The sequence below is a fragment of the Pseudoduganella sp. SL102 genome (assembly GCF_027856995.1).
GTDB classification, from domain to species: Bacteria; Pseudomonadota; Gammaproteobacteria; order Burkholderiales; family Burkholderiaceae_D; genus Rugamonas; species Rugamonas albidiflava.
The window spans coordinates 4165961-4190937 of sequence record NZ_CP115554.1 but is presented as its reverse complement, the minus strand read 5'-3'; the positions used below and the strand labels follow the sequence as shown (position 1 = coordinate 4190937).

27 protein-coding genes are annotated in these 24977 nt (G+C 62.1%); 22 read left to right on the top strand and 5 right to left on the bottom strand.

Annotation, left to right across the window (positions count from 1 at the left end):
- Positions 1–7: 7 nt before the first annotated feature.
- The 16 genes from traE (at position 8) to OU994_RS17655 (ending at position 16641) form a co-directional block, all read left to right on the top strand.
- Entirely contained in the window at positions 8–571 is a 564-nt protein-coding gene (gene traE, locus OU994_RS17730; RefSeq protein ID WP_281606963.1) for a type IV conjugative transfer system protein TraE, read from the top strand.
- On the top strand, positions 561–1370 hold the full coding sequence (locus tag OU994_RS17725) for a type-F conjugative transfer system secretin TraK (protein ID WP_281606962.1): 810 nt from the start codon (positions 561–563) through the stop codon (positions 1368–1370). The genes traE and OU994_RS17725 overlap by 11 nt, the downstream gene beginning before the upstream one ends.
- Complete coding sequence (locus OU994_RS17720) at positions 1367–2722, top strand: TrbI/VirB10 family protein (RefSeq protein ID WP_281606961.1); 1356 nt, start codon at positions 1367–1369, stop codon at positions 2720–2722. Before OU994_RS17725 ends, OU994_RS17720 begins: the two co-directional genes overlap by 4 nt.
- Positions 2706–3518, top strand: a complete 813-nt coding sequence (locus tag OU994_RS17715) for a DsbC family protein (protein ID WP_281606960.1) — start codon at positions 2706–2708, stop codon at positions 3516–3518. The genes OU994_RS17720 and OU994_RS17715 overlap by 17 nt, the downstream gene beginning before the upstream one ends.
- A complete protein-coding gene (locus OU994_RS17710; protein WP_281606959.1) occupies positions 3496–4050 on the top strand; it encodes a TraV family lipoprotein in 555 nt (184 codons plus the stop codon). Before OU994_RS17715 ends, OU994_RS17710 begins: the two co-directional genes overlap by 23 nt.
- A gap of 22 nt (positions 4051–4072) precedes the next feature.
- Positions 4073–6634 (top strand): type IV secretion system protein TraC, encoded by a 2562-nt coding sequence (gene traC / locus OU994_RS17705; protein ID WP_281606958.1) that lies wholly within the window; start codon positions 4073–4075, stop codon positions 6632–6634.
- Positions 6631–6984 carry a hypothetical protein gene (locus OU994_RS17700; RefSeq protein WP_281606957.1) on the top strand — a complete coding sequence of 118 codons (354 nt, stop codon included), beginning with the start codon at positions 6631–6633 and terminating at the stop codon, positions 6982–6984. The genes traC and OU994_RS17700 overlap by 4 nt, the downstream gene beginning before the upstream one ends.
- The gene (gene traF / locus OU994_RS17695) at positions 6981–7511 is read left to right on the top strand and encodes a conjugative transfer signal peptidase TraF (RefSeq protein ID WP_281606956.1); all 531 of its coding nucleotides are present in this window, start codon (positions 6981–6983) and stop codon (positions 7509–7511) included. The genes OU994_RS17700 and traF overlap by 4 nt, the downstream gene beginning before the upstream one ends.
- A 9-nt stretch (positions 7512–7520) precedes the next feature.
- Positions 7521–8174 carry a type-F conjugative transfer system protein TraW gene (traW, locus tag OU994_RS17690; protein WP_281606955.1) on the top strand — a complete coding sequence of 218 codons (654 nt, stop codon included), beginning with the start codon at positions 7521–7523 and terminating at the stop codon, positions 8172–8174.
- Positions 8175–8239: 65 nt separating this feature from the next.
- Positions 8240–9226, top strand: a complete 987-nt coding sequence (locus OU994_RS17685) for a TraU family protein (protein WP_281606954.1) — start codon at positions 8240–8242, stop codon at positions 9224–9226.
- 40 nt (positions 9227–9266) lie between these two features.
- Positions 9267–9833 (top strand): type-F conjugative transfer system pilin assembly protein TrbC, encoded by a 567-nt coding sequence (gene trbC, locus OU994_RS17680; RefSeq protein WP_281606953.1) that lies wholly within the window; start codon positions 9267–9269, stop codon positions 9831–9833.
- A 2-nt stretch (positions 9834–9835) separates the two neighbouring features.
- A complete protein-coding gene (gene traN / locus OU994_RS17675) occupies positions 9836–11146 on the top strand; it encodes a conjugal transfer protein TraN (RefSeq protein ID WP_281606952.1) in 1311 nt (436 codons plus the stop codon).
- On the top strand, positions 11140–11535 hold the full coding sequence (locus OU994_RS17670; RefSeq protein WP_281606951.1) for a hypothetical protein: 396 nt from the start codon (positions 11140–11142) through the stop codon (positions 11533–11535). Before traN ends, OU994_RS17670 begins: the two co-directional genes overlap by 7 nt.
- Positions 11532–12371, top strand: coding sequence for a conjugal transfer protein TraF (locus OU994_RS17665; RefSeq protein WP_281606950.1), 840 nt, complete (start codon positions 11532–11534; stop codon positions 12369–12371). Before OU994_RS17670 ends, OU994_RS17665 begins: the two co-directional genes overlap by 4 nt.
- Positions 12372–12380: 9 nt before the next feature.
- Entirely contained in the window at positions 12381–13799 is a 1419-nt protein-coding gene (locus OU994_RS17660) for a conjugal transfer protein TraH (protein ID WP_281606949.1), read from the top strand.
- Between the two features lie 34 nt (positions 13800–13833).
- Positions 13834–16641, top strand: coding sequence for a conjugal transfer protein TraG N-terminal domain-containing protein (locus tag OU994_RS17655; protein ID WP_281606948.1), 2808 nt, complete (start codon positions 13834–13836; stop codon positions 16639–16641).
- 1 nt (position 16642) lies between these two features.
- On the opposite strand, the gene OU994_RS17650 is transcribed toward OU994_RS17655, so the two are convergent.
- Positions 16643–16951 (bottom strand): hypothetical protein, encoded by a 309-nt coding sequence (locus OU994_RS17650; RefSeq protein WP_281606947.1) that lies wholly within the window; start codon positions 16949–16951, stop codon positions 16643–16645.
- Here OU994_RS17650 and OU994_RS17645 point away from each other — a divergent pair.
- From OU994_RS17645 to OU994_RS17635, 3 genes are all read left to right on the top strand, one after another.
- Positions 16950–17519: a hypothetical protein gene (locus OU994_RS17645; RefSeq protein WP_281606946.1), complete on the top strand. Its 570-nt coding sequence runs from the start codon at positions 16950–16952 to the stop codon at positions 17517–17519. The genes OU994_RS17650 and OU994_RS17645 overlap by 2 nt on opposite strands.
- A gap of 16 nt (positions 17520–17535) precedes the next feature.
- A complete protein-coding gene (locus OU994_RS17640) occupies positions 17536–18534 on the top strand; it encodes a S49 family peptidase (protein WP_281606945.1) in 999 nt (332 codons plus the stop codon).
- A 77-nt stretch (positions 18535–18611) separates the two neighbouring features.
- Positions 18612–19001 (top strand): GntR family transcriptional regulator, encoded by a 390-nt coding sequence (locus OU994_RS17635; RefSeq protein ID WP_281606944.1) that lies wholly within the window; start codon positions 18612–18614, stop codon positions 18999–19001.
- A 24-nt stretch (positions 19002–19025) separates the two neighbouring features.
- On the opposite strand, the gene OU994_RS17630 is transcribed toward OU994_RS17635, so the two are convergent.
- Both OU994_RS17630 and OU994_RS17625 read right to left on the bottom strand, forming a co-directional pair.
- Entirely contained in the window at positions 19026–19274 is a 249-nt protein-coding gene (locus OU994_RS17630; RefSeq protein WP_281606943.1) for a hypothetical protein, read from the bottom strand.
- The gene (locus OU994_RS17625) at positions 19267–20328 is read right to left on the bottom strand and encodes a PRTRC system protein D (protein WP_281606942.1); all 1062 of its coding nucleotides are present in this window, start codon (positions 20326–20328) and stop codon (positions 19267–19269) included. Before OU994_RS17625 ends, OU994_RS17630 begins: the two co-directional genes overlap by 8 nt.
- Before the next feature lie 1227 nt (positions 20329–21555).
- Here OU994_RS17625 and OU994_RS17620 point away from each other — a divergent pair.
- Both OU994_RS17620 and OU994_RS17615 read left to right on the top strand, forming a co-directional pair.
- Entirely contained in the window at positions 21556–22611 is a 1056-nt protein-coding gene (locus OU994_RS17620) for an integrase domain-containing protein (RefSeq protein ID WP_281606941.1), read from the top strand.
- Positions 22583–23266, top strand: coding sequence for a restriction endonuclease (locus tag OU994_RS17615; RefSeq protein WP_281606940.1), 684 nt, complete (start codon positions 22583–22585; stop codon positions 23264–23266). The genes OU994_RS17620 and OU994_RS17615 overlap by 29 nt, the downstream gene beginning before the upstream one ends.
- Positions 23267–23331: 65 nt before the next feature.
- Here OU994_RS17615 and OU994_RS17610 read toward each other — a convergent pair whose 3' ends face one another.
- A complete protein-coding gene (locus OU994_RS17610; protein WP_281606939.1) occupies positions 23332–23646 on the bottom strand; it encodes a hypothetical protein in 315 nt (104 codons plus the stop codon).
- Positions 23647–24193: 547 nt separating this feature from the next.
- Between OU994_RS17610 and OU994_RS17605 the strand changes: the two genes are divergently transcribed.
- Entirely contained in the window at positions 24194–24655 is a 462-nt protein-coding gene (locus tag OU994_RS17605) for a hypothetical protein (protein WP_281606938.1), read from the top strand.
- Here OU994_RS17605 and OU994_RS17600 read toward each other — a convergent pair.
- Positions 24641–24871 carry a hypothetical protein gene (locus OU994_RS17600; RefSeq protein WP_281606937.1) on the bottom strand — a complete coding sequence of 77 codons (231 nt, stop codon included), beginning with the start codon at positions 24869–24871 and terminating at the stop codon, positions 24641–24643. The two genes, OU994_RS17605 and OU994_RS17600, sit on opposite strands and share 15 nt — an antisense overlap.
- Between the last annotated feature and the right edge of the window lie 106 nt (positions 24872–24977).

Here is a 24977-nt window from a genome sequence, read left to right as displayed (position 1 = left end):
AGCGAACATGGACAACATCCGCTACCAGGACGATCTGCGGGAACTGCGCGTGCGCATCCGCGGCCACCGGATTGCCATGGGCGTGCTGGGTTTGTGCCTGTTTGTCACGCTGTTGATCACCTATGAACTGGTCGGCGCGCAGCGCGTGATCGTCATGCCGCCGCAGGTGACCAAATCGTTCTGGGTGTCGGGGGAACGTGTGAGTAATGAATACCTGGAGCAGATGGCAGGCTATGTTGCCTGGCTAATGCTCGACGTTACGCCTGCCTCGGCAACCTGGAAGAAAGATGCCTTGCTGGGCTTTGTCGCGCCAGAGGACTACGAAACGCTGAAGCTACGCATGGAGCTGGAAGCCGAGCGTCTGCGCAAGATCAACGGCAGCACCTATTTCCAGCTGCAGCAGCTGGAGCCGGACGAGGAGGCGCAGACAGTACTGATGACCGGGCGCCTGCGCACGCTGGTCAACGGCCAGGAAACCTCCTTGCTGCAAAAGCGCTATCACCTGGCCTTCCAGTATTCGGGCGGACGCACCCACCTGAAAACCTTCAAGGAACTTCGCGATGAAACGTAGACACGTCATCCTGCCGCTCGTAATGGCCTGCCACGGCGCCTGCTCCCATGCGGGCCAGCCGCGAGACGTGCGCGATGGCGAAATCATGGAAGCGGCCATTTCGACCGACGCGCCCACGCGCGTGCGCCTGGACGGGCAACGCATCGTCAACGTGGTTGGCAATATCCACTCCAGCAGCAATTGCGAGGGCGCGCCGGCCAACGGCGCCGTGCCGCAGACCGCGGCGCAACTGGCAACCCCCACTGTCAATCCGCGCGGCGACGTCATCCTCAATTGCGACCTCGACAAGGGCGAAATCTACGTCAGGCCGGTTTCCGGGAGCCTGGCCAAGCCGATCAATTTATTCGTGTCGTCGCCGCGCGCCACCTACACCCTGCTGCTGCGCCCGGCACGCATGGCGGCGGACACGCTGATCCTGCGTGACCGCCATATCGACAGCACGCAGACAGCGTCGACGAGCAACAGGCCCGCCGCTGCGCACCATGTGCGGGCCCTGAAGGCCTTGCTGGTATCGATGGCGACTGGCCGCAACGCCGATGGTGCGCAGGCCGAACACATGGAAGTGCGCAAGGCCTTATGGCAGGAGGCCGAATACACGCAACTGCGCCGCGTCGAGACGCGGGCGTTGGTCGGCGAAACCTACCGGTTGCGCAATATCGGCAATACCGTCATGGTGCTGGCCGAACAGGAATTCGACCGCGAAGGCGTGCTGGCGGTCGCGATCGAGCGGCACAACCTGCGGCCGGGCGAGGCGACGCTGGTCCATGTCATCGCGGGCCAGGAGGAGGGCGCGCGATGAAGCTTCGAGAACGATGGGAAGCGGTAACGAGCCGTCTGAGCCCCAGGCAGAAGCAGTACATGACGGCCAGCAGCATCCTGGCAGGCGGTATCGGCATGCTTTGGCTGGTGTTGAGCCTGGCCGGTGCCGACGAGCCCAAGACGGCCCCCAATGCTGGCCAGGCCAAGGAAAAAGTGGTGGTCAACCCGGAACAGGAGGGTGTGACCCCGCCCCGTGTGGACCCGCTGGACCAGTGGGTAGGGACCGCCGGCAAGACACTGGCGCAATACAAGGTGGACAAGGATGCGCAGGACCGTTTCAATGCGGAGCGCAAGGCCGGTGAACAGACACTGATGCAGCGACTGGCCGATCTGGAACGCAAACAGCAGGAGCAGAACCTGGCCGCGTCAGCAGCGCCCGTTGCGCCACCGGCCGCGCCATCTGCACCGGTGCCGACAGGCCGTCCGCCCGCCATGCCGTCGCATACCGCCTCCGGCGCTCCGCCGCTGGTAGACCCGTCCGGCTATCCTCCTGGCAGTCCTGTAACACCGCTGCCAGTGGCCAACGGCACAGCGGATATGCCGGTGCCTTCCGCCGAGCCGGCGCCAGCGCTGATCCGCGTTAACCTGGCGCAGCCGACACCTGCCGCGAAATCGGCCGACGCGCCGGAATCCGCCGGCCGCGAGGCGGATCAGGAAAGTTCCGAAGGCGGCATGCTCGACACGTATCTGCCGGTGGGTTTTATTCGTGGCGAAACGTTGAGTGGCATCGCGGCGCCGACCGGCGGGCAGGCACAGGCCAACCCATTGCCGGTGTTGATCCGCCTGCTGGACAACGCCGTGCTGCCGAACCATTACCGCAGCGAGGTGAGGGAGTGTTTCGTGATCGCTTCCGGCTACGGCAGCATCAGCGCTTCCCGCGCATACCTGCGAACCGTGAACCTGTCTTGCGTGCGCCGGGATGGCCGTGCGTTGGAAGTCAAGATCGACGGCAACGTGCTAGGCGAGGACGGCATGCTGGGGCTGCGCGGCCGCCTGGTGACCATGCAGGGGCAGATGCTGGCCAATGCGCTGCGTGCCGGCATTGTCAGCGGTATTGGCCAGGGTTTTGCGCAAAGTGGCGCAACGTTTTCCACCACACCGTTCGGTACGCTGGCCACGTCGCCCGAAGGCATGGGCGACCGGATGCAGCGCGGCATCGGTAGCGGCGTGGGGCGTGCACTGGACAACCTGGCGAATTACTACATCAAGCTGGCCGAAGAGACGTTTCCCGTCATCGAGGTCGGTGCTAAGCGGCAGGTGGACATCGTACTGACCAGGGGCGTGCGTCTGCCGAGGTTGGGGAAGGAGAAGGACGATGCGACCGTGGATTAACTGGATACCGCTATTGCTGGCGGTGGGACTGCCACCCGCGCTCGCCGCGCGAGCCGAGGACGCCATGCTGGCACAGTTGCGCAAGGCACATCCCGGCACGCACTTCGACCGGGTAGCGCCGACACCTGTCGCTGGCATCTATGAAGTCTGGATGGGCGACAACGTCGCCTATGTCCGCCGCGGCAGCACACGTTACCTGATATTCGGTCATCTCTACGATGTGCGGCACATGCGCGATCTGACCGCGTCGCGCAAGGCTAGTCGGCCGGCCAGCGATGGAGAGCCGCTACAGGAAACAACAGGTACGGTGCACCGCCAGGCTGTTGCTGACGTGCCTGTCGCCGATGCCATCGTTGCCACCCAGGGCAACGGCGCACGGCGCCTGCTGGTCTTCACCGATCCTGCTTGCCGCTTCTGCCGCGAGCTCGACAAGGAACTGCGGGAACTGCGTGACGTCACGGTACTGCACTACCTCATGCCGTTCCAGGGCAGAACACTGCCAGAGGCAATCTGGTGTGCACCGGATCGCGACGCAGCGTACCGGCAGGTCATGACCGATGGCACTGCACCGCAGTCGTCTGTATCGGCGTGTGCCACGCCGCTCGAGCGCAACGTGGCGCTCGCCGGCCGGCTCGGCATTCGTGTCACGCCCACGCTCTTGTTTGCTGATGGGCGCATTACCGCGGGTGTGCTGCCTTCTGCAGAAATCGAAGCCGGCCTGGCGCGCGCCGCCGATGGGCCCGCCAGGGCTGATGGCATAGCAAGGAGCAAACATGGAACTTCTCGCAAACGATAGACGGGTCCGCAGCACGTGCCTGGCCGGAATCCTGGCCGCGTTGGCCTTGACGGGCTGCGGCAATTTGTCTGGACTTGACGGCTCGCCGAAGTTCAGTTGCAAGGCGCCGGAGGGCGTGCATTGCGCGTCGGTGACCGCCAACTATCACAACCGGGCCGCTGATGGCACCCGGCAAGCGAGTCCGGCAGCGTCGGCAACGCCCGAATCGGCAGGCGTGGCCATGCGTCCTGGTCTCGACCCGGTGGCACTGCGTACACCGGTGCGTGTCCTGAGGCTATGGATCAAGGCATGGGAGGACAGCGACCACGATCTGGTGGACCAATCCTATGTCTATGTCCGCATCAATGAAGGGCAATGGCAGGTCGCCCATGTGCAGCGCGCGGCCCGCGAATCCTATGCGCCACTGCGCCCGCCGCCAGCATCGCCGATGGCACAGCCGGAGCCCACCACGGAGCCGTCGTCCACGAGCGATGGTGCTGAAACAGCACGAGGCGCCGCAGGGAGCTTGCCGGTCGTCGGCAATACACGGTAGCCATTCGTCCAGGGAGCACATCATGTTCGATTTCGCCAGCGACGAAACACGCGGTGGACCGCGCCACCTGTTGGAATGGCTGGGCTTGCGTACCGGGATCGATACGCCGCCGGATCAGTTCGCGTCCTGGCTGCCCTATAGCGGCTACATCCCCGACCAGCAACTGTTCGTGAACCGCAACGGCTGCATCGGGTTCATCCTCGACGTGCTGCCGCAGTGCGGCGCCGACGAGCGCATGGTGGACGTGCTGGCCAGCCTGTACCTCAACTGCCCGATCGGCACCGGCATCCAGTACCATCTGTTTGGCTCGCCTCATGTGCATCCCATCCTGCGCGACTACGCCAACCTGCGGATGGAGGATGCCGACCAGTACGAGAAGAGCAGGGAAGGCGGCCGTCCGGCGCGCAATACCAATCTCTACCGGAAACTGGCGCGCCAGCGGGTACAGCATCTGCTGGCCGGGGCGCAACGTTCGCTGACCGCCGCCTACCATTTCACCATGCGCGATTTTCGCCTGCTGGTCTCGGTGACGATTCCCGGATCGGGGGGCGATACGCAGCGCCTCGGCATCCTGTGCGCACTGCGCGATTCGATGTCCGTGACACTGGCCTCAGCCTCGCTGCCGAACCGACGCTGCGACGCGGATGAGCTGATCAACTGGTGCGCGCAGTTCACCAACCCCGACCGCATGACGCGCACCGGTTTCGGCGACCTGCACTACGACCCCGGCAGGGAAGTACGCGACCAGATCGTCGACTTCGACACGATCCAGGACGCCACGCCCGAAGGGCTGTGCTTCTCCAAACTGAGCGGCGCAGCGGCGCTGGAAGCGCGTTTCATGTCGATCAAGTCTTTTCCCAAGAAATTCGAGCTGTGGCGCATGGGCACCCTGATCGGGGACCTGATGCAGCCGCCGCTGCAGTACAGCGCGCCCTTCTTGCTGACCATGGGCGTGCACATCCTCGATCACGCGGATACGCGCAGCGCCATCACGACCAACCACTTCCGTGCCAACCAGAATTCGGACAGCAAGCTGGCGCAGGTCATGCCCGATGTCGAGCAGAAGCGCCAGGACTGGAAGGCCGCCGCGGACGCTGCCGACAATGGCGGCCGCCTGGTGACGATGTACCACCAGATCGGCATCTTTTCCACTAGCGGGCAGGCGACGCAGGCCTGCGAGGCTGCCCGTGCGATCTGGCGTTCGTGCGGCTTCGAGCTGAACGCGGACGTGTTCAAGCAGCGCCAGGCATTGCTGGCCAGCCTGCCGATGACGTTGTCCCCCACCTTCCACGACGACTTGCGCAAGATGCGCCGGGTAACGCGCAAGACCGATGCCAATGCCATTCATCTGGCGCCCCTGGTGGCGGAGTGGCGCGGCACGCGCACGCCCACGCTGGTGCTGGCTGGCCGGCGCGGACAGATCACCACGCTCGACCTGTTCGACAACGACCTGGGCAACTACAACGGGGCGGTGGTCGGCGCGCCCGGGTCGGGCAAGTCGGTGCTCCTCAATGAAATGGCATGGTCCTACCGCTCGGTGGGCGCCAAGGTCTGGATGATGGACCTGGGCCGCTCCTTCGAAAAGCTGTGCCGCAAGGCCAATGGCAGCTACATTGAATTCACGGCCAGCAGCGACATCAACCTCAATCCCTTCACGGCGATCAATGACATCTGCGATGACATGGACATGCTGGTGCCGGCCATCGCCAAGATGTGCTCGATGAAGGGCACATTGGAAGAGGTGCAATACAAGGCCATTTCGGCGGTGCTCTTGCAGCAGTGGGACAAGTATGGCCGCGACATGACGATGACAGCCATGCGCGACGCCTTCAAGAGCGGGGCGATTCCCGACCTGGACATCCGCGATGACCAGCGCATCCGTGATCTGGCCGTCATGCTCAACCCCTATGCGAAGGGCGGTCAGTATGCCCGCTACTTCGAGGGCAGGAACAACATCGATTTCAGCAACGACTTCATCGTGATCGAGAACGAGGAGCTCAAGCGCCGGCCCGACCTGCACGCAGTGGTCAACATCCTCCTGATGTACCAGATCACCGCCGAGATGTACCTGACGCGCAATCGCAAGAAGCTGCTCATCATGGACGAATTGAAGCAGCAGCTGGGCGAGATCGGCAGCGACGACCCGTTCAAGGCCGCTGTGGTGGAGGAAGCGGCGCGGCGGGCGCGCAAGTATGGCGGCTCGCTCGTGACTGCCACGCAAGGGGCTGATGACTACTACGGTTCGGCGCAGATGGAAGCGGCCTTCAACTGCTCGGACTGGGTCTTCCTGCTGCGTCAGAAGCCCGAGTCGATCGAGTTGCTGGACCGTAAAGGCAGGCTGCTGATGGATGCTGCGAAAAAGCGCCTGCTCAACTCCCTGCGCACGGAGGCCGGCTGCTATGCCGAGATGTATGTATCGTCGCCGGTGGGTGAGGGCGTCGCGCGCCTGGTGCTCGATCCGGCCACCCATCTGCTGTTTTCCAACAAGCTCGAAGACAACAAGCCCATCGATGCGCTGCGCGCCCAGGGCTTGAGCATCGACGAAGCGATCACGCGCGTGCTGGAACAACGGGGGCTGGTATGAAACCCGCGTTGATGCCATTCGTGGCCGCGGTGGCGATGAACGTCGCCATGCTGGGTGCCTACCACTACTGGCTCGTTAGGCCCATTCCCGCGATCGGGGTGGTCGATGCTGCACGGGTGTACCGCGAGGAACAGGAGCGCTACCTGCAGGCGATTTCCGCCAGTTCGAATGACGCCGCGCGGGATAGGGCGATTGCCGCTGCCAGGGGCTTTGCCAACACCTTTCCCGCTCATCTAGCAAGTCTGGAACAGGACTGCCGCTGCCTGGTGGTCGACCGCTCGGCCATCGCCGCAGCGCCTGGTGCCATCATCGACCTCACGCCGCAATTGCGGCACCGGGTGCGGCCATGAAACGGCTGTTCCAGCTCGTGCGTGCCATGCGAAAGGACTGGCTTTGCTACGCATTGCTCGCGGCCATCTGGCTGCTGGCGAGCATCCGCGTGCTGGGCGATCCCACGCCGCGCCTGCCGCTGCTCTTCAACGTGACGCCCAGCCTGCCGTACCTGATGGCCGTGGTGCGCCACGCGGACCCTACCGTGTCCCGTGGCGACTACGTGATCTTTTCCTTCCGGGGCGAGGGCGTGCGCCATTTCCCCGGCCTGCGCAACCAGCCGTTCTTCAAGCGCGTGGCCGGCGTGGCCGGTGACCGGGTCCATGTACTGGGGCGCAGCGTGTTCGTCAATGGCGTCTACGTTGGTCTGGCCAAGCCTTTCGCAACGGTATCGCACGTGGCGCTGGAGCCAATTGGCCCGACGGTGATTCCGGCAGGCTTTTTCTACATGCAGGGAACCGGTGACGACAGCTTTGACTCCCGCTATCGCCTGTGCGGCCTGGTGCCGCTGCGTGACGTGCTGGCCGTGGTCCGACCGCTGTTCTGAGGGGGCATCATGACGAGAACTCGACACAGGTGGTGGCTGGCAGTCGTGCTGGCGATGGGAGCAGGCGCGCAGGCGGAATCGCTCGGTGTCATCGGGCCGGTCTATCGCATCGCGGAGGAAGACCTGCTGGCCATGATCGAGCGCCGCCTGCGGGAGAAGGAAGCCAGCGGCGAACTGGCCCGCTTGCGCGCGCAGGCGGTAGAACGGGGGCGTCAGGCCGTCTTGCGGCCCGCGCCGCTGGCGCTGCCCGTGGTGCAGGTGCCGCGGACCTATCATGTCGATCCGACCTACGTGCTCGACAAGAATATCGTCGACGCCACCGGCAGGCTGCTGTTTGCGGCCGGCACGCGTGCCAATCCGCTCGATATCGTGCCGATGCCGCGCAAGTTGCTGTTCTTCGACGGCCGGGACGTACGCCAGGTTGCGCTGGCGGCCCAGCTGGTCGGCGCACAGGCCGGCACCGTGAAACCGGTGCTGACCGGAGGCTCCTACCTCGACCTGATGCGGCGCTGGCGGATGCCGGTCTACTTCGACCAGCGCGGCCTGCTGGTACGCAAGCTGTCGATCGCGCGCGTGCCGGCGCTGGTGTCGCAGGAAGGCAAACGCCTGCGCATCGACGAGATGGTACCGCCTGTAGCGGCGGCCAGCGGGGTGACGCCATGACCGCCTTCTTGCCTGTCCTCCAGGGCCTACGCAATTGCGCAGGGCGGTGCCGCCACGCAGCGGGCATGCTGGTGGCCGCAGCATGGCTGACCTTGCTCTGCCCGGCAGCCGATGCGGCCAGCACTTGCACCGGGCGGTTTCCGAACCCCGTCACCGATATTTGCTGGAGCTGCCTGATGCCGATCACGCTCGGTGGCGGCACCCTGGCCACGATCGGCGGCCAGGAAGACATTCCCAATCCGAGTGTCCCGGTGTGCTCCTGTGGCGTGAATCCCACGGTTGGTATCTCCATCGGGTTCTGGGAGCCGGTGCGCCATGTGGAAGTGGTGCGCAGGGCGTTCTGCCTGGTGTCGCTGGGCGGTGTGGACCTGAATCCCGGGATTGCCACGCCGGATGCCGGGCGCTCGGTCGACGCGGGCGGCGACCAGAACAGCTTCTACCAGGCGCATTTCTACGCCAACCCCGTGCTGTTCTGGCTCCAGGTAGTGGCCGACTTTCCCTGCCTGGAGCAGGGCTCGTTCGATCTGGCCTACCTCACCGAAGTCGATCCGCTCTGGAATGACGACGAGCTGACCCTGATTCTCAACCCGGAGGCGGTCTTGTTTGCCAACCCCGTGGCGCAAGCTGCCTGCGCCGCCGATTGCGTGGCAGCCACCGCCGGTTTCGGCCGTCCGGAGCTATTCTGGTGCGCAGGCTGCCAGGGGGCGATCCATCCGCTCGATGGCCATGTGCCATATCACCTGGGCGGTGTACGGACAGCTGAACTGTTGGCACAGCGCCTGACGGCCAAGCTGCACCGTGAGCTGCTGGCCTGGGGACGGCACGGATCCGCCGGGCTGTGCGGACCGTACTTCCTGCCCGTGATGGACAAACGTGCCTACAAGAGCCAGCTGACCTATCCGATCCCCGCCACCGTCAAGGACGCCGGCAAGTGCTGCCAGCCCTTTGGGCGCAGTACGGTGCTGTGGGGTGCGGGCAAGGAGTACCCCGTGCAGGGAGAGGATTTCGCATTCATGCTGTTTCGGAAGGGGAACTGCTGTGTTGGCTACTGAATGGCATCCAGCCCGCTTCGCGGGACCGCTGGTGATGGCCTTGACGTTGGGCGTCGGGCCGGCATGGGCGACAGAGCCTGCGCGTCAGCACCGCATCGACGCGCTGCCGCAGCCGATAGCCGGGACAAAGGTGGACCTGGCGGCCGTGGCGCGTGGCTACGAGGCGGCTGGCGTTGGCGCAGCAACCCATTCCGCCGGACCGCGGCTGCTGGTATTCATCAGCCTGGCCTTGCCGGAGGGTTCGCTGCGCAGGCTCGCGGCCGATGCGCCGCGTGTGGGCGCTGTGCTGGTGCTGCGCGGCCTGGAAGGCGGATCGATGATCAAGACCGCTGCCCGCATCCGGCAGCTGGGCGGCGCGGGAAAGGCATCGATCCAGATCGATCCCAAAGCGTTTCTGCGCTTCGGCATCGAGCAGGTGCCCACTATGATCCTCGCGCGCGATGTTGCCGCTACTTCGCCATGCCAGGAGCGCGGCTGTGCTGCGCCGGAAGGATTCGTGGCCGTGGCAGGCGATGTCACGCTGGCCCACGCCCTCGATCACGTGGCCCGCAGTGCGCCGCGCTTCGCACGGGAGGCCCGTCGTCTGCGGGCCGGCCTGGAGCCGTGATCATGCGCCGCCTGACCGCATGGATCGTCCTTTGCGCGCTGCTGACCTCGCAGGTCCGGCTGGCGCTCGCACAGTCCGACGACCTGGCCGCCGCGCGGGCCGCCAACGTGCTCGCGCGCGGCATGGTCAATGCACAGGACGCCGCTGGCGTGGTACCCGGCTATACAACCAATGTGCCGCAGACCGCCCTGTACGGCCAGGCCAACCTGGCTGCCCAGGCGCAGGCGCAGCTGGCACTGTGCAGATTGCATCCCGATCCGGCGGCATGCGAGGCTGGACAGCATGCGGTGACGTCGGCCAGCACCCCGCGCCCTCCCGTGCCGAGCAGCGACCCGCAGGTTGCCGGTGCCGCGGCGGTGGCGAGAAATCCGCTGGCGACGGAAAGCCATCTGGGCGGCCTGTACGTGGGCTGCCCGGGACCGGGGCCTTGCGCCGCGGGCATGTTCTGTCTGGGGGAGCAATGCTTCGATACCAGCCAGGTCAACGATCCGGATTTCGCGCAGGCCATGACGTATCTGGAAGCGGCAAGGGAGGCCGGCGTGTACATGGACCCGGCCACCATGCAGGTGTTCGCGGGCGAGGACAACCGCTGCCGGAACCGGCTGCTGGCCAACTGCTGCAAGACCGACCGCGCCGGCGCGGCGCAGAACAATGGCACGCTGTTCGGTGTCGGCTCCAGGCTGGTGTTCGATGTGCTGATGAACTCGAACAACCGCAGTTTCATCGCCTCCGGCATCAAGGCCGCGCTGACCAGCTATGGCTTCAGCGGCACCTTCTCCGCCTACGGGGTGACGGTAGCCGTGAACGGTGTCGCGCTGCCGGCAGGTTCAATCACCATCGCGGCGGGGCAAAACATCGTGGTGGCGTTCACGCCCTGGACGCTGGTCATCATGGTCATCTTCATGGTCGTGATGTCCATGTTGTCGTGCAATGCCGAAGAGGGGCAACTGTCCATGAAAGAGGGGGCACGTCTATGCCGCAGCATCGGGACCTGGTGTTCCAAGTGCATCAGGGTGCTTGGCAGGTGCGTGTCGTGCATCGAGCACACCACGTCGAAATGCTGCTTCAACTCCGTGCTGGCCCGTCTCATCAACGAGCAGGGGCGGGCGCAACTGGGTATCGGATGGGGCCGCGCGCAAAACCCGGCCTGTGGCGGTTTCTCGATCGCACAGTTGCAGGCCATGGATTTTTCCAGATTCGATTTGTCCGAATTCTATGCCTCGATCGTGCCGATATCGCCGAACGTCGGCGCGCTGCAGGACGCGGCGGCCACCAAGGCAGCGAAATGCTACGCGGGAGGTGGCAAATGTTAATCCGACCATTCCTGGTAATGGGCGTAGCGCTGTTGCTGGTCCTGGACGTATCCGCCATGGAGGGCGCTGCGGCACGTACGCCGGTGGAGCAGTTTGCGCCGTTGTTGCGGACCGCGCTCGAGTCTCCCGATGGCACCGCCCGCGGCATGTTGACTGGCGGCCTTGCCGCTGCCATCAGTCGCCAATACCAGACCAGCGCCCCCATTCATATCGATGTGTCGACCATTGTGCGCTACCGGCAACAGGGCTGTGCTCGGTTACGGGTGGAGGTCGCGCAGGATGGCGTGCGGCTAAATACGACGGTGACACCGGGCAAGCAGCATCTGCGCTTCGAGCTGAACTATTGCAGAGATGGCCTTCCGCCGCGCGGCCTCGAGGTGGCGAGATGATCAGGCGCGCGCTCTATTGCCTTGGCCTGGCGCTTGCTACGGCTGGCGCGGTGGCAGCCACGCCCGATCCGGGCGAGGTACTGGCAGGCGACGCCCCCGCGGGGTCCGATCCACGGGCCGGCTGGCACTTCTATCTCGATCCGCCCCTGACGCCGCCATCCCGGCCGAAGGCTCGGCCACCTAGCGTGATGGACGAAGAGCAGGATGCGCTGGCGCGCTTTCGGCAGTTACAGAAAGAAGTCGAGGAGCGCCGGGCGCTCGCGGTGATCTCGCCCACCGAGCCCAATGTGCGGCGCTACATGGAGCTGGAGGCGAAGGTGGTGGGCAATGCGTCGCTCTTCGCCGACATCGCGCGGCGCATTGCCTGGGCCCATCCGGAACTGGATCCTTCCACCCAGGGCCGGCCGGTGAACGCCACCGCGCTGGAGGTGTTCGAGCAGGCACGCCTGCGCGAGAGCGCCGGGGTCTTGGCCCAAGTGGCGAAGGAGCACGTGCTGATGTTCTTCTTTCGCGGCAGTTGCGGCTACTGCCATGCGATGGCGCCGGTACTGGACGCTTTCCGCAAGCGGCATGGCATCAAGCTGGTGCCGATCAGTATGGATGGCGGCAGGCTGGCGGCATTTCCGGACGCGCGCAGCGACAACGGCGCCGTACGGGCGCTGAAGGTGCAGCAGGTGCCGGCGCTGTTCCTGGCGCAGCCCTATACGGGCCGGATCGAGCCGGTGGGATTTGGCGTGCTGTCGGAGGCCCAGCTTGCCGAGCGGATCGTCACGATTTTCGAAGGGCGCGACGGGAAGAATACACCGCGCCCCGATCTCTGGACTAAACAACGATAGGAGGCCACGGTGAGAAAACTTGCAAAGTGGATTGGTGCGGTATCGCTCGCTGGCGTGGTGTGCGGCGGCGCGCGCGCGGGTGACCTGAACGCGGCCATCGAGACCATGTTCAACGACCTGGGCGCCATCGGCAACTATACGGCGCCAGGGGCGTTCAAGGGACAGGTCTTCAACACTTACAGCGGCGGCAGCCTGATGCTGCGCAGCCAGAACAAGACCTACCAGCTGATGGCGATGGATTTCCCGACGGTGAAAGCCGGCTGTGGCGGCATCGACGTTTTCGGTGGCTCGTTCTCGCATATCTCGGCTGCGGAATTCAAGAACATGCTGAAGAACATCACCGCCGCGCTACCCGGCGTGGCCTTCCAGCTGGCGCTGGAGTCGGTGTCGCCCCTGCTGGGCGGGGTGACGAAGTGGACCAAGAACCTGGAGAGCATGCTTACCCAGGCCAATATCAGCACCTGCAACACGGCGAAGTCGCTGGTGAGCTCGGCGATGGAGGCGACTGGGGTGAGTGGCGACAGGCTCTGCGAGGACCTGGCTGTGTCGCTCGGCCTGGAGTCTGATTATGCCGCTGCGAAGCAGCGCTGCCAGACTGCGAAGCCTTCCGTGTTTGCGACCGCTCGGGGATCGTCTGATCCGCAGGTGCAGAACAAGGCACCGTTCGTCGGAAACCTCACATGGAAAGCATTAAAGCTTGCCGGCACCAACCTCGATGATCAAGAACGTGAGCTGATCATGAGCCTGGTCGGCACGGTGGTCTTCTATGAGGACGGACGCGTTGCGACACCGGTAGCGCCGACCATCACCTCCATCAATCGGCTCTTATACGGCACATCGGGTGCGGCCGGTGGCAAAGTGATGCAGGAGATCTTGAGGTGCAATAACTACACGGAGTGCGATGCGGTCACGATTCAATCCAATTACGCCCATACGCCGTTTACCGTAAAGGTCGAACAATTGATGCGCTCCATCGCGACCAAGATTCTCACCCGCACGCCGATTCCTAATAATTCTGCCGAGATCGGCTTCGTAAATCAAACCACTGAGCCGGTGTACCGCATGCTATCTGTCACGACATCCGTGCCGGGCTCCAGCATCACGGAAGACATGATCACCCGGTTCCGGGAACTGATCGCGGCAGATTATGCATATGTATTCCTGGAGAAAAATCTACGCCAGGGAATTCTGGCACTGGATAAGGACTACACACTGAGCTCCGCGCAAGCGTTACGTGCCAAGGAACTTCGGCAGCGCGCGCAGGACTTGCTTGTAAACGTCTCTCGAGAGAAAACGCAGCTCTACCAAAAAGTTGGGTCCCTGAACGCAATTACGAATAGCCTTGAACAAGTAGAGCGCCAGATGCGAAGCGCAATGCCTCAGCACGTGCTCGACATGCTCGGCCGGCACGCGGCGTATATGAAGTGATCAAGGGGATACTCGTCCTCAGTGGGAGCCGGACATGTGGGAAATTTACGCATACCAGAACAACGAAAGTCTGTTCGGAATTTTCAATGCGATCGCAGGCATTTGCGGTTCAGACTCATACCTCAGTGCACTCGCCCTGGTCACAGTGTGTGGCTTTTTTACTGCCATGGTCGCATATGCGATAGCGCCCCAAAAACTGCAGGGCTGGTACTGGTTGGCATCGATCACGTTAGTCCTTTCGGTATTGTTCGTCCCGAAGGTGACAGTGGGCATTATCGATAAAACAGGTGGAAGTGCGGTAACCATCGTCGACAACGTACCCTTCGGCTTGGCCGCACTGGGTTCGCTATCGAGTACAGTCGGCAATACGCTGACCGAGCTGTACGAGACCGCAATGCAGTATCTTCCAGGGATTGCTGGACTCCCAACGGAACTGAGCTACCAGCGCAACGGTCTTCTGTTCGGCAACCGTATGATCCGGGAAACTAGCCGAGTTGTGTTCGACAATCCGAACTTCCGAACAGACCTGATCAACTTCATCAACAATTGCACGATGTACGATCTGGCCTCCGGCGATCTTGCGCCAGATGTTTTCGCCAAGTCGGCTGACGTTTGGCCGTTAATGGCCACACCGAATCCGGCCCGGTTTACGCCAATTTCCGATGGCGCCAGCGGGATGACAATTGCGCCATGTACGGCTGCGTACACTACCCTGAATGGCAGACTCCCGGCTCAATTGAGCCACATTCAAGGGCTGCTGGCTGGTCGCATGAATCCAACGTTATCAGGAGCGGTAGCGGGGGCCGTCATAGCGGGCCAGATCCAGCAGGCGTATGTAAAAAATCGCATCGCTGATGCAGCCTCCACAGCAGCAGATCTCATTCGACAGAATGCGCTGATCAATGCCATCAACGATGCATCGATGCTGGCTGGGCAAAAAATCAACGATCCCGCTTCCATGCTCCTCGCCGTAGGAAGGGCGCAAGCAATGGCACAGACCAATGCCGCCTGGATCAACAACGGAAAAGTGGCAGAGCAGGCACTGCCAGTGATCCGAAATGCAATAGAAGCCATTTCGTATGCACTCTTTCCGATCACGATCTTGCTGCTGATGCTCACCAGCGGCCGTGAAACCATGACGGCGTTGAAGAACTACATTTCCCTTTTGATCTGGATTCAGTTATGGCCGCCGTTGTATGCCATTCTCAATTACATGGCGATGATCTACGCCGCGAAGGACTTGGCAGCAGCGGCTTACGTAGGAAGTGGTGCTTACTCGCTGTCGTTGGTCACAGCGCCCTCGATATATTCAGGCGCCGTATCCGGCGAAGCGGTCGTCGGGTATATGACCATGAGCATTCCATTGATTGCATGGGCTGCCCTGAAGCGAATGGAAACCCTAGGAAGCGCGCTTGTCTCTGGTGCGCAATCGCTGCAGTCGCTACTGACGACCACGTCATCCAGTGCTTCCACTGGTAACGTCTCATTAGGGAACACTTCCATGGACCAGGTGGCACTTGCCCCAACGCGGAGTTCCGCATTCTTCAGGAGCAAACAGGACGACGTAACGGGCAATACATATACGTCGAATTTGCTCAGCGGCCTCACTGCCGCCAAGGCTCTTGCCAATGAAGGGCCTGTATCGCGGGTGGTGGATGCGAAGGTCACGCAACAGCATGTTGAAGCAGCCTCGCGGTCGGTGGCCACGGCGAAAGCCGAGTCAGTGGCGGCGTCCCACGACCGGGCCGCGGCATTGAGCGATGCCCTAATGAACGTGAGTGGTCGCGTTTCCTCGCAAAGCCGAACTGACGGAACCTCGACAGCGAACAGCGAAAGCATCGGTCAGAAGGTCGGCGAGTTGATGCAGATTTCCAAAGCTGTTGCCGCTTCGACGGGGGCAAGCGAACAACAGGTGGCCTCGGTCGCATTCGGCGGATCGTCATCGGTCGGAGTTGGCGTCCCCGGTGCACTGAAGAGGTACTCCCCGGTAGATGCGCAGGCTCAGACCTTCGGCAAGGGGGGCAAGGATTATTCGGCTGCGATTCAGAAGCAGGACCAGCTTATCGATAGCTCGATCAGCAGCGAAGACAAGGCAAAATTCAAGGCTTTTGCCGACACGATAACGAGAAGCTCGTCATCTCTCTCCACGGTGTTGAGCGACAACCGAAGTGGCAAGGAAATTTCGTCCCGCCTTACCGAGTCGACTGCGCGGAGTGAACGAGCGGAAGCGAACCTGCGGAAACAATCGGAATTTTCCGAAAGCCTTACATCGGCATATCAACGAGGAGAGTCGATCAGCAAGGACTTGGCAAAGGATCCTAGAAACATCGGGCTCTTCGAGCAGCTTCTTCAGGACGAAGCAGGGGGAAGTGCTGCGGCATTGGTGCGGCTCGAATCCTTCCTCGGCAATATCACGCGTACGCCGGTGCCTGTATCTGGCGCCAGCCGTCTTCCCACGTCATTCAATGATGTGCAGGAGGAATACCGGCATTCGAGGAGTGAACAGCCGTCCGCGGCGGATGTTGGTGAGGCGATGGATCGATATCGGGACCAGGTGAGAGGTCGACCTGCACATGGAGACGCTGCGCGCCCCGGGAATTCTCAGGAGCAGGAATCACCGTTGCGGAAAGATGTTGATAAAACTGGTGATGAGCTGCAGGCACGTGTCGATCAGCAAAGAAAGCGGTTCGATGCCGAGGGCGTCTCCAGGACTGAAGAAAACCATGTGGCAACCGATCGATCATTGTTCGGAAAGGCGACTACCCAGATGAAAGAAGACCCTGACGTCGTCGCCCGCAAGCTTAAGGAGGTCATGGGTAAGATCGAGCGGGGCTGGAAATGAGTCAGCGCCGTGATGGGTAATCGCTGTCGATGCGCAGGTCGCCGCGGGAATCGAAACCAAAGAGGGAGTCATTGTGGCAGCCATCATCGTCGTCTTCATGAAGGCACTCCATCCGGGAACGGGTCAGCCAGACAAGGAAGGTGAGGCCCAGGTACAGCGCAACCAGAGCACCGGCAACTAGTCCACCCGCCAAAAGCGGAATGGTTGCCAAGCCAACCTTGACCATGGCCCCGCCGGCGATAAATCCGGCACTTGCAATCAGAAGAATGTGCTTTAGCATGTGCAGTACCCTCGAAAGGAGGTTCAACATGACTACCAGTTTCCTGACGTTGGCAGCGGCAAGCGTACTGATCAGCACGAACGTGCACGCAGTTTCCTTGTCTGGCCGTCCTACCGATGACAGCGTGTGCGACCTAACACCGATGACAACCTACCGGCTAAGCCAGAAGGTTTTCGTACCTGCAGGAAGTAGCGGGGTTCCGGAGATTTATACGCGACTTGCTCTGCAGTTCATCACCTCCCAATGCAAGAACGGGCAGATCCTACTACTTCACTCGGACCTGGGGAACTCGGAAGACGAGCAGACATTCCGCGCAGTCACTGATGAACTATGCAGCGCTGCTGAAGTTAGCCGGGCTGCAACCGAGACCGTTGAGTATCCCCATTCGTTTCAGGTTAGGTGCCGCCTGATAAAAATTCAAGATGCAAAACAGCGGCTGGCCGCAGCCGAGCGATCGAAGCCCTTGGAGCTGATGATTAAAGAAGGTGCGCCTCCTAATGGTCACGCTGATTCAAGTGAGAAGCCGGCTGGTAAAGAGGAGTGCGGTGGAAAGATCACGTTCGGCAGTTTGCTCGGGCTAGGTGGACATTGTCGTTGAAACCTGGAGGTACCAAATGGGTGCGGAAAAAGACGAGTTTGAGCGTGGCTTGCCGCATGAATCGTTGGTGCGATTGGTTGCCGACCTTCATGCACAGAATATTGCAATTCGCGAGGAACAGCGGCAAGCGGCCAAAGAACGCAGATCGGACCGCCGATGGGGGATCGCATTTAAGGCAGTGCTGGTGTTCGTGCCCGTTGTCGCCGGTGCGATGTTCCTGGCAAGTTCGACTGGGTTCTCGCTTGGACCCTATCAGGATGTGGTCGGTGTCGTGCATATCCAAGGTGAGATCGCACAGGGTATGTTGGCGTCCGCTGACAAGGTGGTGCCGGCGCTGGAAGACGCGTTCTCCGACAGTCATGTCAAGCATGTGGTACTGGCTATCGACAGCCCCGGTGGAGCACCTGCAGAAGCAGAGCGCATTGCCCAGGCGATCACTATCCTGAAGAAGCGACATCCGAAGCCTGTGACGGCTGTCATCGGCAATATGGGCGCATCGGCCGCATACATGGCTGCAATGCATGCGGACCACATCGTGGCCGGCAAATACAGCCTGGTCGGATCGATTGGCGCCATCATTGCACCGTGGCGCCTGGACCAGGCGATCGCACAATTTCATGTGTCGCAGCGGGTCTATGCATCAGGAAAGCTCAAGGCATTCCTGAACCCCTTCACGCCGGTGTCTCAGGAGTCCGACGCCAAGGCGAAGCAACTGGTGAGCCATGTGGGCGACATGTTCGTGAAGGAGCTGGTACGGCAACGCGGCTCGCGCTTGAAGCAGCATGTGGATTTCGGAACCGGTGAGATCTGGAGCGGCGAGGAGGCAAAGGCACTTGGCCTGGTCGATGAAATCGGCAGCCTTGAATCCCTAGTCCGCAATTCGCAGTCGGTCGAGACGTTCAACTTCGGGCCACGGGAATCCACGCTCACCCGCTTTGCTACCTCAATGGGGCGCGCCATGGTAGACACCATCGTCGGTATGCCGGGCTGGCAGTGGAGCTCCAGCCTGCGCTGATCGTCGGCAAGGCATCACACGCTCTGCATAATGCACCAGCCCCCAAGCCAGGCGTTCAATAGACATCGAGATCAAGCATGGATCCTGACCATCAACTGTTCTCGATCGCTACAGATTCCTCGCTACCCATCTATCGGCAGTTGATGGAACAGGTGCAGCGCCTGATCGCCGCCGGGGTGCTGGCTCCAGACGATATCCTGTCTTCCGTGCGTCAGGTGGCGCGGACACTGGCGGTCGATCCGATGACGGTCTCCAAGGCTTACCGCTTGCTGGAGATGGAAGGCGTACTCGAGCGCGTCCGCGGGCAGGGCATGCGGGTGGCGCTACGGCATACTGACAAACACGCGCAGCGGCAGGCGCTGTTGCTGCCATCCCTGAAGCAGGCAGCACGCGAGGCACGCCAGTTGGGACTGGACGACCATTTGAGTTTGGAACTCTTCAAAAAAGCCTTGAACGAGGCAAAATAAATGTTGACCGTCGGATGGCCTGGTTCAAAGCGCAGGTCCGAATAATTCCAGCGTCGCGGCCGCATGCGTCGGATCTGCGGACGTAGCCTGCGGCTCCAATTCACTTGACGCCTTGGCGGGATTGGCTCCCATCTGGCTCATCAAGCCTGCATAGGCCAGCGTCCGCAGGCGGTTCGCTCGCTTGGCCCCTTTGGTGAATCGCATAAGCTCATCGTACAGCGGCGGATTGTCTGCTTCGTCGAGTTCGAAGTTGATGCGGAGCGTTTTACTCATCGCGGCCTCCCGCCGTGACCTCTGGCTGCAGCGGTACTGCGGTGCCGGCTCCGACTGCTGCGCGTGCCAGCTCCATACCGGCTTGCTGAAATCCCTTCACGTTGGCGAAAATCGGATCCTTCAGCTCATGGATGGCGTGATTTGGAAATGCGCTCTTCAGCGCGGCCCGATAGAAGAATGCCCCGCCGCCCACCAGGATGATGTTCCTGATGTCGCTGGCGTCGCCCACGTAGTGCAGCATTTCGGCGACTGCCTGTTCTGGAATTTTCCTTGCCAGCGGCAGGTGGCGCGCCAGGTCATACTCCGCCTGGAATACCACAGGCTGCTTTCCCGTTCGCAGGGCCGTATCCACTGTGTCGTAGTCGCGGTAATGCGAACCGGTGCTGCGGCTGATCCCTTCCACGATGGCGTGCAGGACATCGTGCATCCCGCGGGGAACCGAATGGCTGCGCTTTTCGATTTGCTGCATGCCTTGCGTGACCAGCCAATCGAACGTACGCCGGCCCGGATCAATGATCAGGCTTCGCTCCTTGCGTAGTTGGGCCACTTTTCCCTGCATGAGGCCATAGTGCATCAAGGCACCTGCCGGTTGCGCGATCGCCTTCGCGCGGATGACCTTCACGCGCTTGCCTTTGCCCAGTTCATGGTCACCGGTGAGTCGCCGTTCCAGTGCCGTCACCAATGACTTGAGCTTGTAGGTCGCGACCGGCAAACCCACCACCAGCAGATCGATGTGGTCGACCTGCATGTAGTGGAGCGCGCCGAGCAGCAGCGCCAGGTATTCCGGCGTGTCGCAGTAGCGATCGTGCTGCAGCACGTTCGCGTTGAACACGTCAGAGGCCAGATGCACGTCGGGGCCAACCTCGTACACCAGGCCGCCGGCGGGGATGCCCACGGTTTTACGGCGGGCGCCCCATGCCTCGGCCTCTACCGCTACCTCCGATGGGTGGGCCTGCGACGGGAACATCTCGCACCGCAGTTCTCCATTCTTGATCCCGCTGATGAATTTCGTATTTCCACGGCCGACATCGACCGCTCGCACAATGGGCTCCATGATTCTTCTCCTGCGTGAGAAAAGGAAAGTATCAGTGCCTGGCGCGGCCCGGTCCATGCGAAATGACCCCGTTCCAACGGCCATTTTGCGGAGTACTACGGATGCGGGCCTGATGCAGAACTGCCAGGGCCGCAGTCAGCACGAAGTTTGAGGACACCATGAGCATGGAGGCGGATCTAGTCCGGCTCCATCAGGTCCACATACGATGCTATTGATCGGGGAAGCTGCTTGGCTTGGGCATAACGGTGCTGCTCGCTTCCACTTACAATCAGAGGAGTTCGGAGGACTGGTCCCGCCATAGGGGAAAGCCTACTGAATTCTTGACCTACAAATTATTCTGGCACCAAAATCACAATTTTTCGTGCGCACGCGCTCCTTGACAACGCCCGTTTCGCTTCCTATTCTGCCTACACTGTCCGGACCCGCTTCCGTGAGCATCGTGCTCTCAATGCGGCGCAGGCCTGCGATATTGCCCGTTGCGGTCGTAACCCGTCTTCAGATCGGCGATGCCGATAATCTAGCGTGCTACCAGGCGCCGATTGTGCCAGTGCTCTCCTCAACGAGGATGACGACACTGGAACATAGCTTCTCGATCTTCTCCTGAGCAAGTGGGTCTTCGCGCCCATGAATACATGGCAGGCCTCGATCGGCCCATGCCGCCCGTGGCACATCCTGAGCGCATCCGGCAAGACCGGGTGCAGAGGAATGGCGATGCCATTCCCTCGATTTCGAATACACCCCTCTGCAAGCATGGTCACCGCGCGAGCGGCGCCGTGTCGTAGCGACGTCATCGAAGCGTTGCGCGACATGGTACATGCGGCATCACGAAGCGGCCTGGTGGTAGGGCCGGGGATAACCGTGTGAGGTGACTCCAGGTATTCAGGGCATGGGATGCCCTCACTTGCTGTCTTTGGCCGCATTGGTCGCGGCCCTGTTCGCCCGAGAGGCGAAGCACGGGACGGAAGGCGAAATCCGCCGCCCGTGTACATGCGCATTTTTACGACACTGAAGGTATCCACTACGCACGCCTGGGACCGGGACCAGCGCGGCGACAACAGTCCCGGGACTTGTCGCGCCTGGCCAGCACGGCAGGATCGGTTTGGCCAAGTACAGTGCGGCAGGACAGTGGCGGCACCGAAGGAAGAAACGGATGGACGCTGGTCGACGCGGGGCGTTGCACATCGACGCGCGATGGCCTTGGTCGCTGGCGAACAGCAGGAGTGGCAGATGAGTTATGTTCGCGATTGGAAAGGACAACTGGCCGCCATCATCGAGCGGCACAACGAGATGCACGCGTTTCGCCACAAGACGATTTCCCACGGTACCCGCGAGGCGCGCCGACAGTCGCTGTTCCGAATGTTCGGGTTGCTGCGCCAGCTCGGCTTCATGGTCGCGCCGGCCAACATCGGCGATCGTCACGTTCGGGCCTTGGTACGTTACTGGTGTGCGCAGCCTGCGGCCGGAATGGCAGCGCGGGAGCAGGCCTGCAGCGCGGCATACATCCAGCAGCAGCTGTCCGTCCTGCGGGTGTTCGCCGGATGGATCGGCAAGGCCGGCCTGGTGCGCGAGGTCAAAGCCTACGTGGAAGAGCCGGCGCTGGTGGCGCGGCACTATGCTGCGGAACGCGACTTCAGCTGGGCGGCGAATGGCGTCGATGCGCAGGCGCTGGTTGCCAAGGTCGCCGAGTTGGACAGGTACGTAGGCATCCAGCTGCGCCTGATGCTCGCGTTCGGCATGCGCCGCAAGGAGGCGGTGATGTTCTCGCCGCATGTGGCCGAGGTACCTGATTACGCGCTGCCGAAAGACCATCCGGCGGCAACGCGGTTCGTCAGCTTCCTGCGTATCAAGCGTGGCACCAAGGGCGGCCACCTCCGCTATACCGCAGTGCGCAGCGACGAGCAGCGCGAGGCGCTGGAGGAGGCCAGGCGCATTGCGAGGACCAGGGATGGCCATGTCGGGTGCCCAGGCCTGACGCTCAAGCAATCGCTCGACCGGTTCTCCAACGTGGTGCGTACCGTGGGTATATCGCGCAAGGGACTGGGCGTGACCGCGCACGGACTGCGCCACCAGTTTGCCAATGATTTGTATTTCGAGATCGCGACGGTGCGCTCGCCCGTGCGTGGCGGCGACCCAGCGCTCGACCCGGCCGTGCGGCGGGAGGCCTACCGCCAGGTAGCAGAGCAACTTGGTCATCATCGACCTCAGGTCAGCACCGCCTATCTGGGTTCTTTGCGTAAGGAAGGAGGAACGGACAATGAAGCAAGCGCGCCGCATCAAGGGTGACGCACCGCCGTCACAGAATGGCCATCGCTTTGCCGGATCGCGTCAACATCATGCCGATTGGGACGCTGCCTGGGCTGCACGCTTTCGCCGCTGGCGAACAGCTTTGTCGAAGCTAGCCATCCGCTGTTTCTCGCGCTGGCTCAACGCCGGCAGGATATCTGGACTGCCGGGCCACCAGCGCAATGTACGCCAGTCGCGGCGCGTCCTGCGTGCCGTTCGTGGCTTCACCGAACCGAGTGTGGGGGCGCGCAGCCTGGCCTACCTGCGTGCGGTCGATCCGCTGGTCTTCGAGGAGGTTGTGATGTCGGCGCTGGAGGACGTGGGCCTCCTGGTACTGCGCAGCAGGCGCTACAGTGGCGATGGCGGCGTGGATGGCACGGTGTGGTTGCCGGGACGTGGCTGGTATGCCGTGCAGTCCAAGCGGTACCGGCACCACGTGTGCCTGGAACACGTCTGCGCTTTCAGCCAAGTGCTGGCGTCGGAGGATTTCGATGGGGGCCTGTTCGTGCATACCGGCCGTAGCGGTGCGGCGCTGTATCCGCAGATGGACGCAGGCGGGATCGCATTGTTGAGTGGTGAGCGTCTGATCCGCCTGGTGAGGGAGCGCGTGCTCGATGTCCGGCTAAGGGCAAGGCGGGGCGTGGCGGCCCGGTAAGGGCTGATCCCGTCTGTATGGGGACTATGCAGGACAGCGGTAGACCAGTGTATCGGCGGGAGAAGCTAGGAACCGCTGTGCGCGTCCAGCCACGCGCAGGCCACCGTTTCTGCCTCGGCGTAGGCCGCGCCGACGAGATATGCGTTGTAGGCTTCCACGATACCGTTGAAGGAGATCGTGTACTCAGTGCGCTCCACGTCATTCAACGTGTACCACCAGTTCATGCTCTGCGCCAGGCTGCCTGGAGCGGTCGGAAAATGTTGCTCTGCCACGGTGATGTGGTGTTCGTAGAGCCGCAGGCACCAGCCGCTACGCGGTGCCGCCGACAGGGGCACAATGCCGTAGCTATAGATAAAATCGTCGTCTGCTTCGGAAGCCATGATGCACGCGGGATTGCAGTGGTGGGGGGATATGGAAATTATAGGAGCTGCCAATGATCCTGCAATGGATTGGCGAGGCGCGGCGTGAACGTACCTGTCTCTGTATTGCGCACCGAGTTGCAGTACACGCCTCGTGCAAAGCCCCTTGAATTTCCGTGTTCCAGGTGCCATGATGTAAAGGCTTTCTGTGGGAATCGTTCCTACAATGCTCCAGGCGCATGCCATCGCGGTATTGCTTCTGGACCCTGAGTTTTCCAGGGCGTTGCGGTCGTCACCCGTCTTCATCTTGCTGGCGTCTCTGCCAGTTCCATCCTTCGCTTCGCGGAGGACTTAGCATCGTAGTGCAAGCAGATTGGCATTGGCATCACTGCCCGTGCTGACAAGAAGCTGATGTTTCGCTTCTTCGGTTGAGGCCCTGATTCGCAAGAATCACGGGCCTTTTTCACGTCCGCTCGCGCGGACATTACCATTGGATGTGTTTGTTGAACCAGCGGGGCATCGACGTCCCGCGAGGGCATGGTGCTGCGCGTTTTTTTGGGAGGTCACCATGTACCAGGAGAAGGAAGAACGTGGCAACCGGCATGTACGCCGGATGGGCCGTGAAGAAGAACGTTTGTGGTCGGAGTTCTACCACTCCGTGGGCAACCCCACGGTTGCCGCTGAACTCATCGCTCACATGGACCAGGACGACGAGGCCCGGCGGCTGCATTCTGCCCTGTATCTGCGCTGCCGCCAGTCGCTGCGCATCGCGAAGGAGCGGCAGGCGAGGGCGCATGCGGTGGGCAAGGCCATTCGCGCGTTGCTGTTCGGGGTGTTTGGCTGGCCGGTCGTGGCGCTGATCCGTTGCGGTCGCTTCTGCCTCGGTGCCTGTGAAGCGCTGTTGGCCCGCCATGGCGAGCCGGCGGAAATCCAACTGAGTGAAATGAGCAAGCGGCCGATGCGCAAGCAGAAGCCGAAACCGGCAAAAGTCGCGCCCGCGGCACAAGCCGGTAGCTCAAGCGGTGGCTAGGATGGTGCCAGCCAGGCAGCCTTGGTACGCGTCATCGATCATGCGATGCAGCGTCCGGGTTGCCTGGGAAGTACCCCAATAGTGCCGCTTGCACTTGCGGATATAGCGCTTTAGTTGGGCGAGACTGCGGATGTTCCCGGGATCGATATTCGTGACGTAGAACAGGTATTCGATTTCGGGCGCGGTCAGGCGGATGTGGGAGCCTAGTCTCAGCATGGCATGTTCACCGTGTCGATGTCGTGAATGGAAAAGCGGTGCAAGGGTACTTGCACAAGCCCGGTTCGCTGCGACCATATTAGGCACGGATTATGGCGTGTTCAAC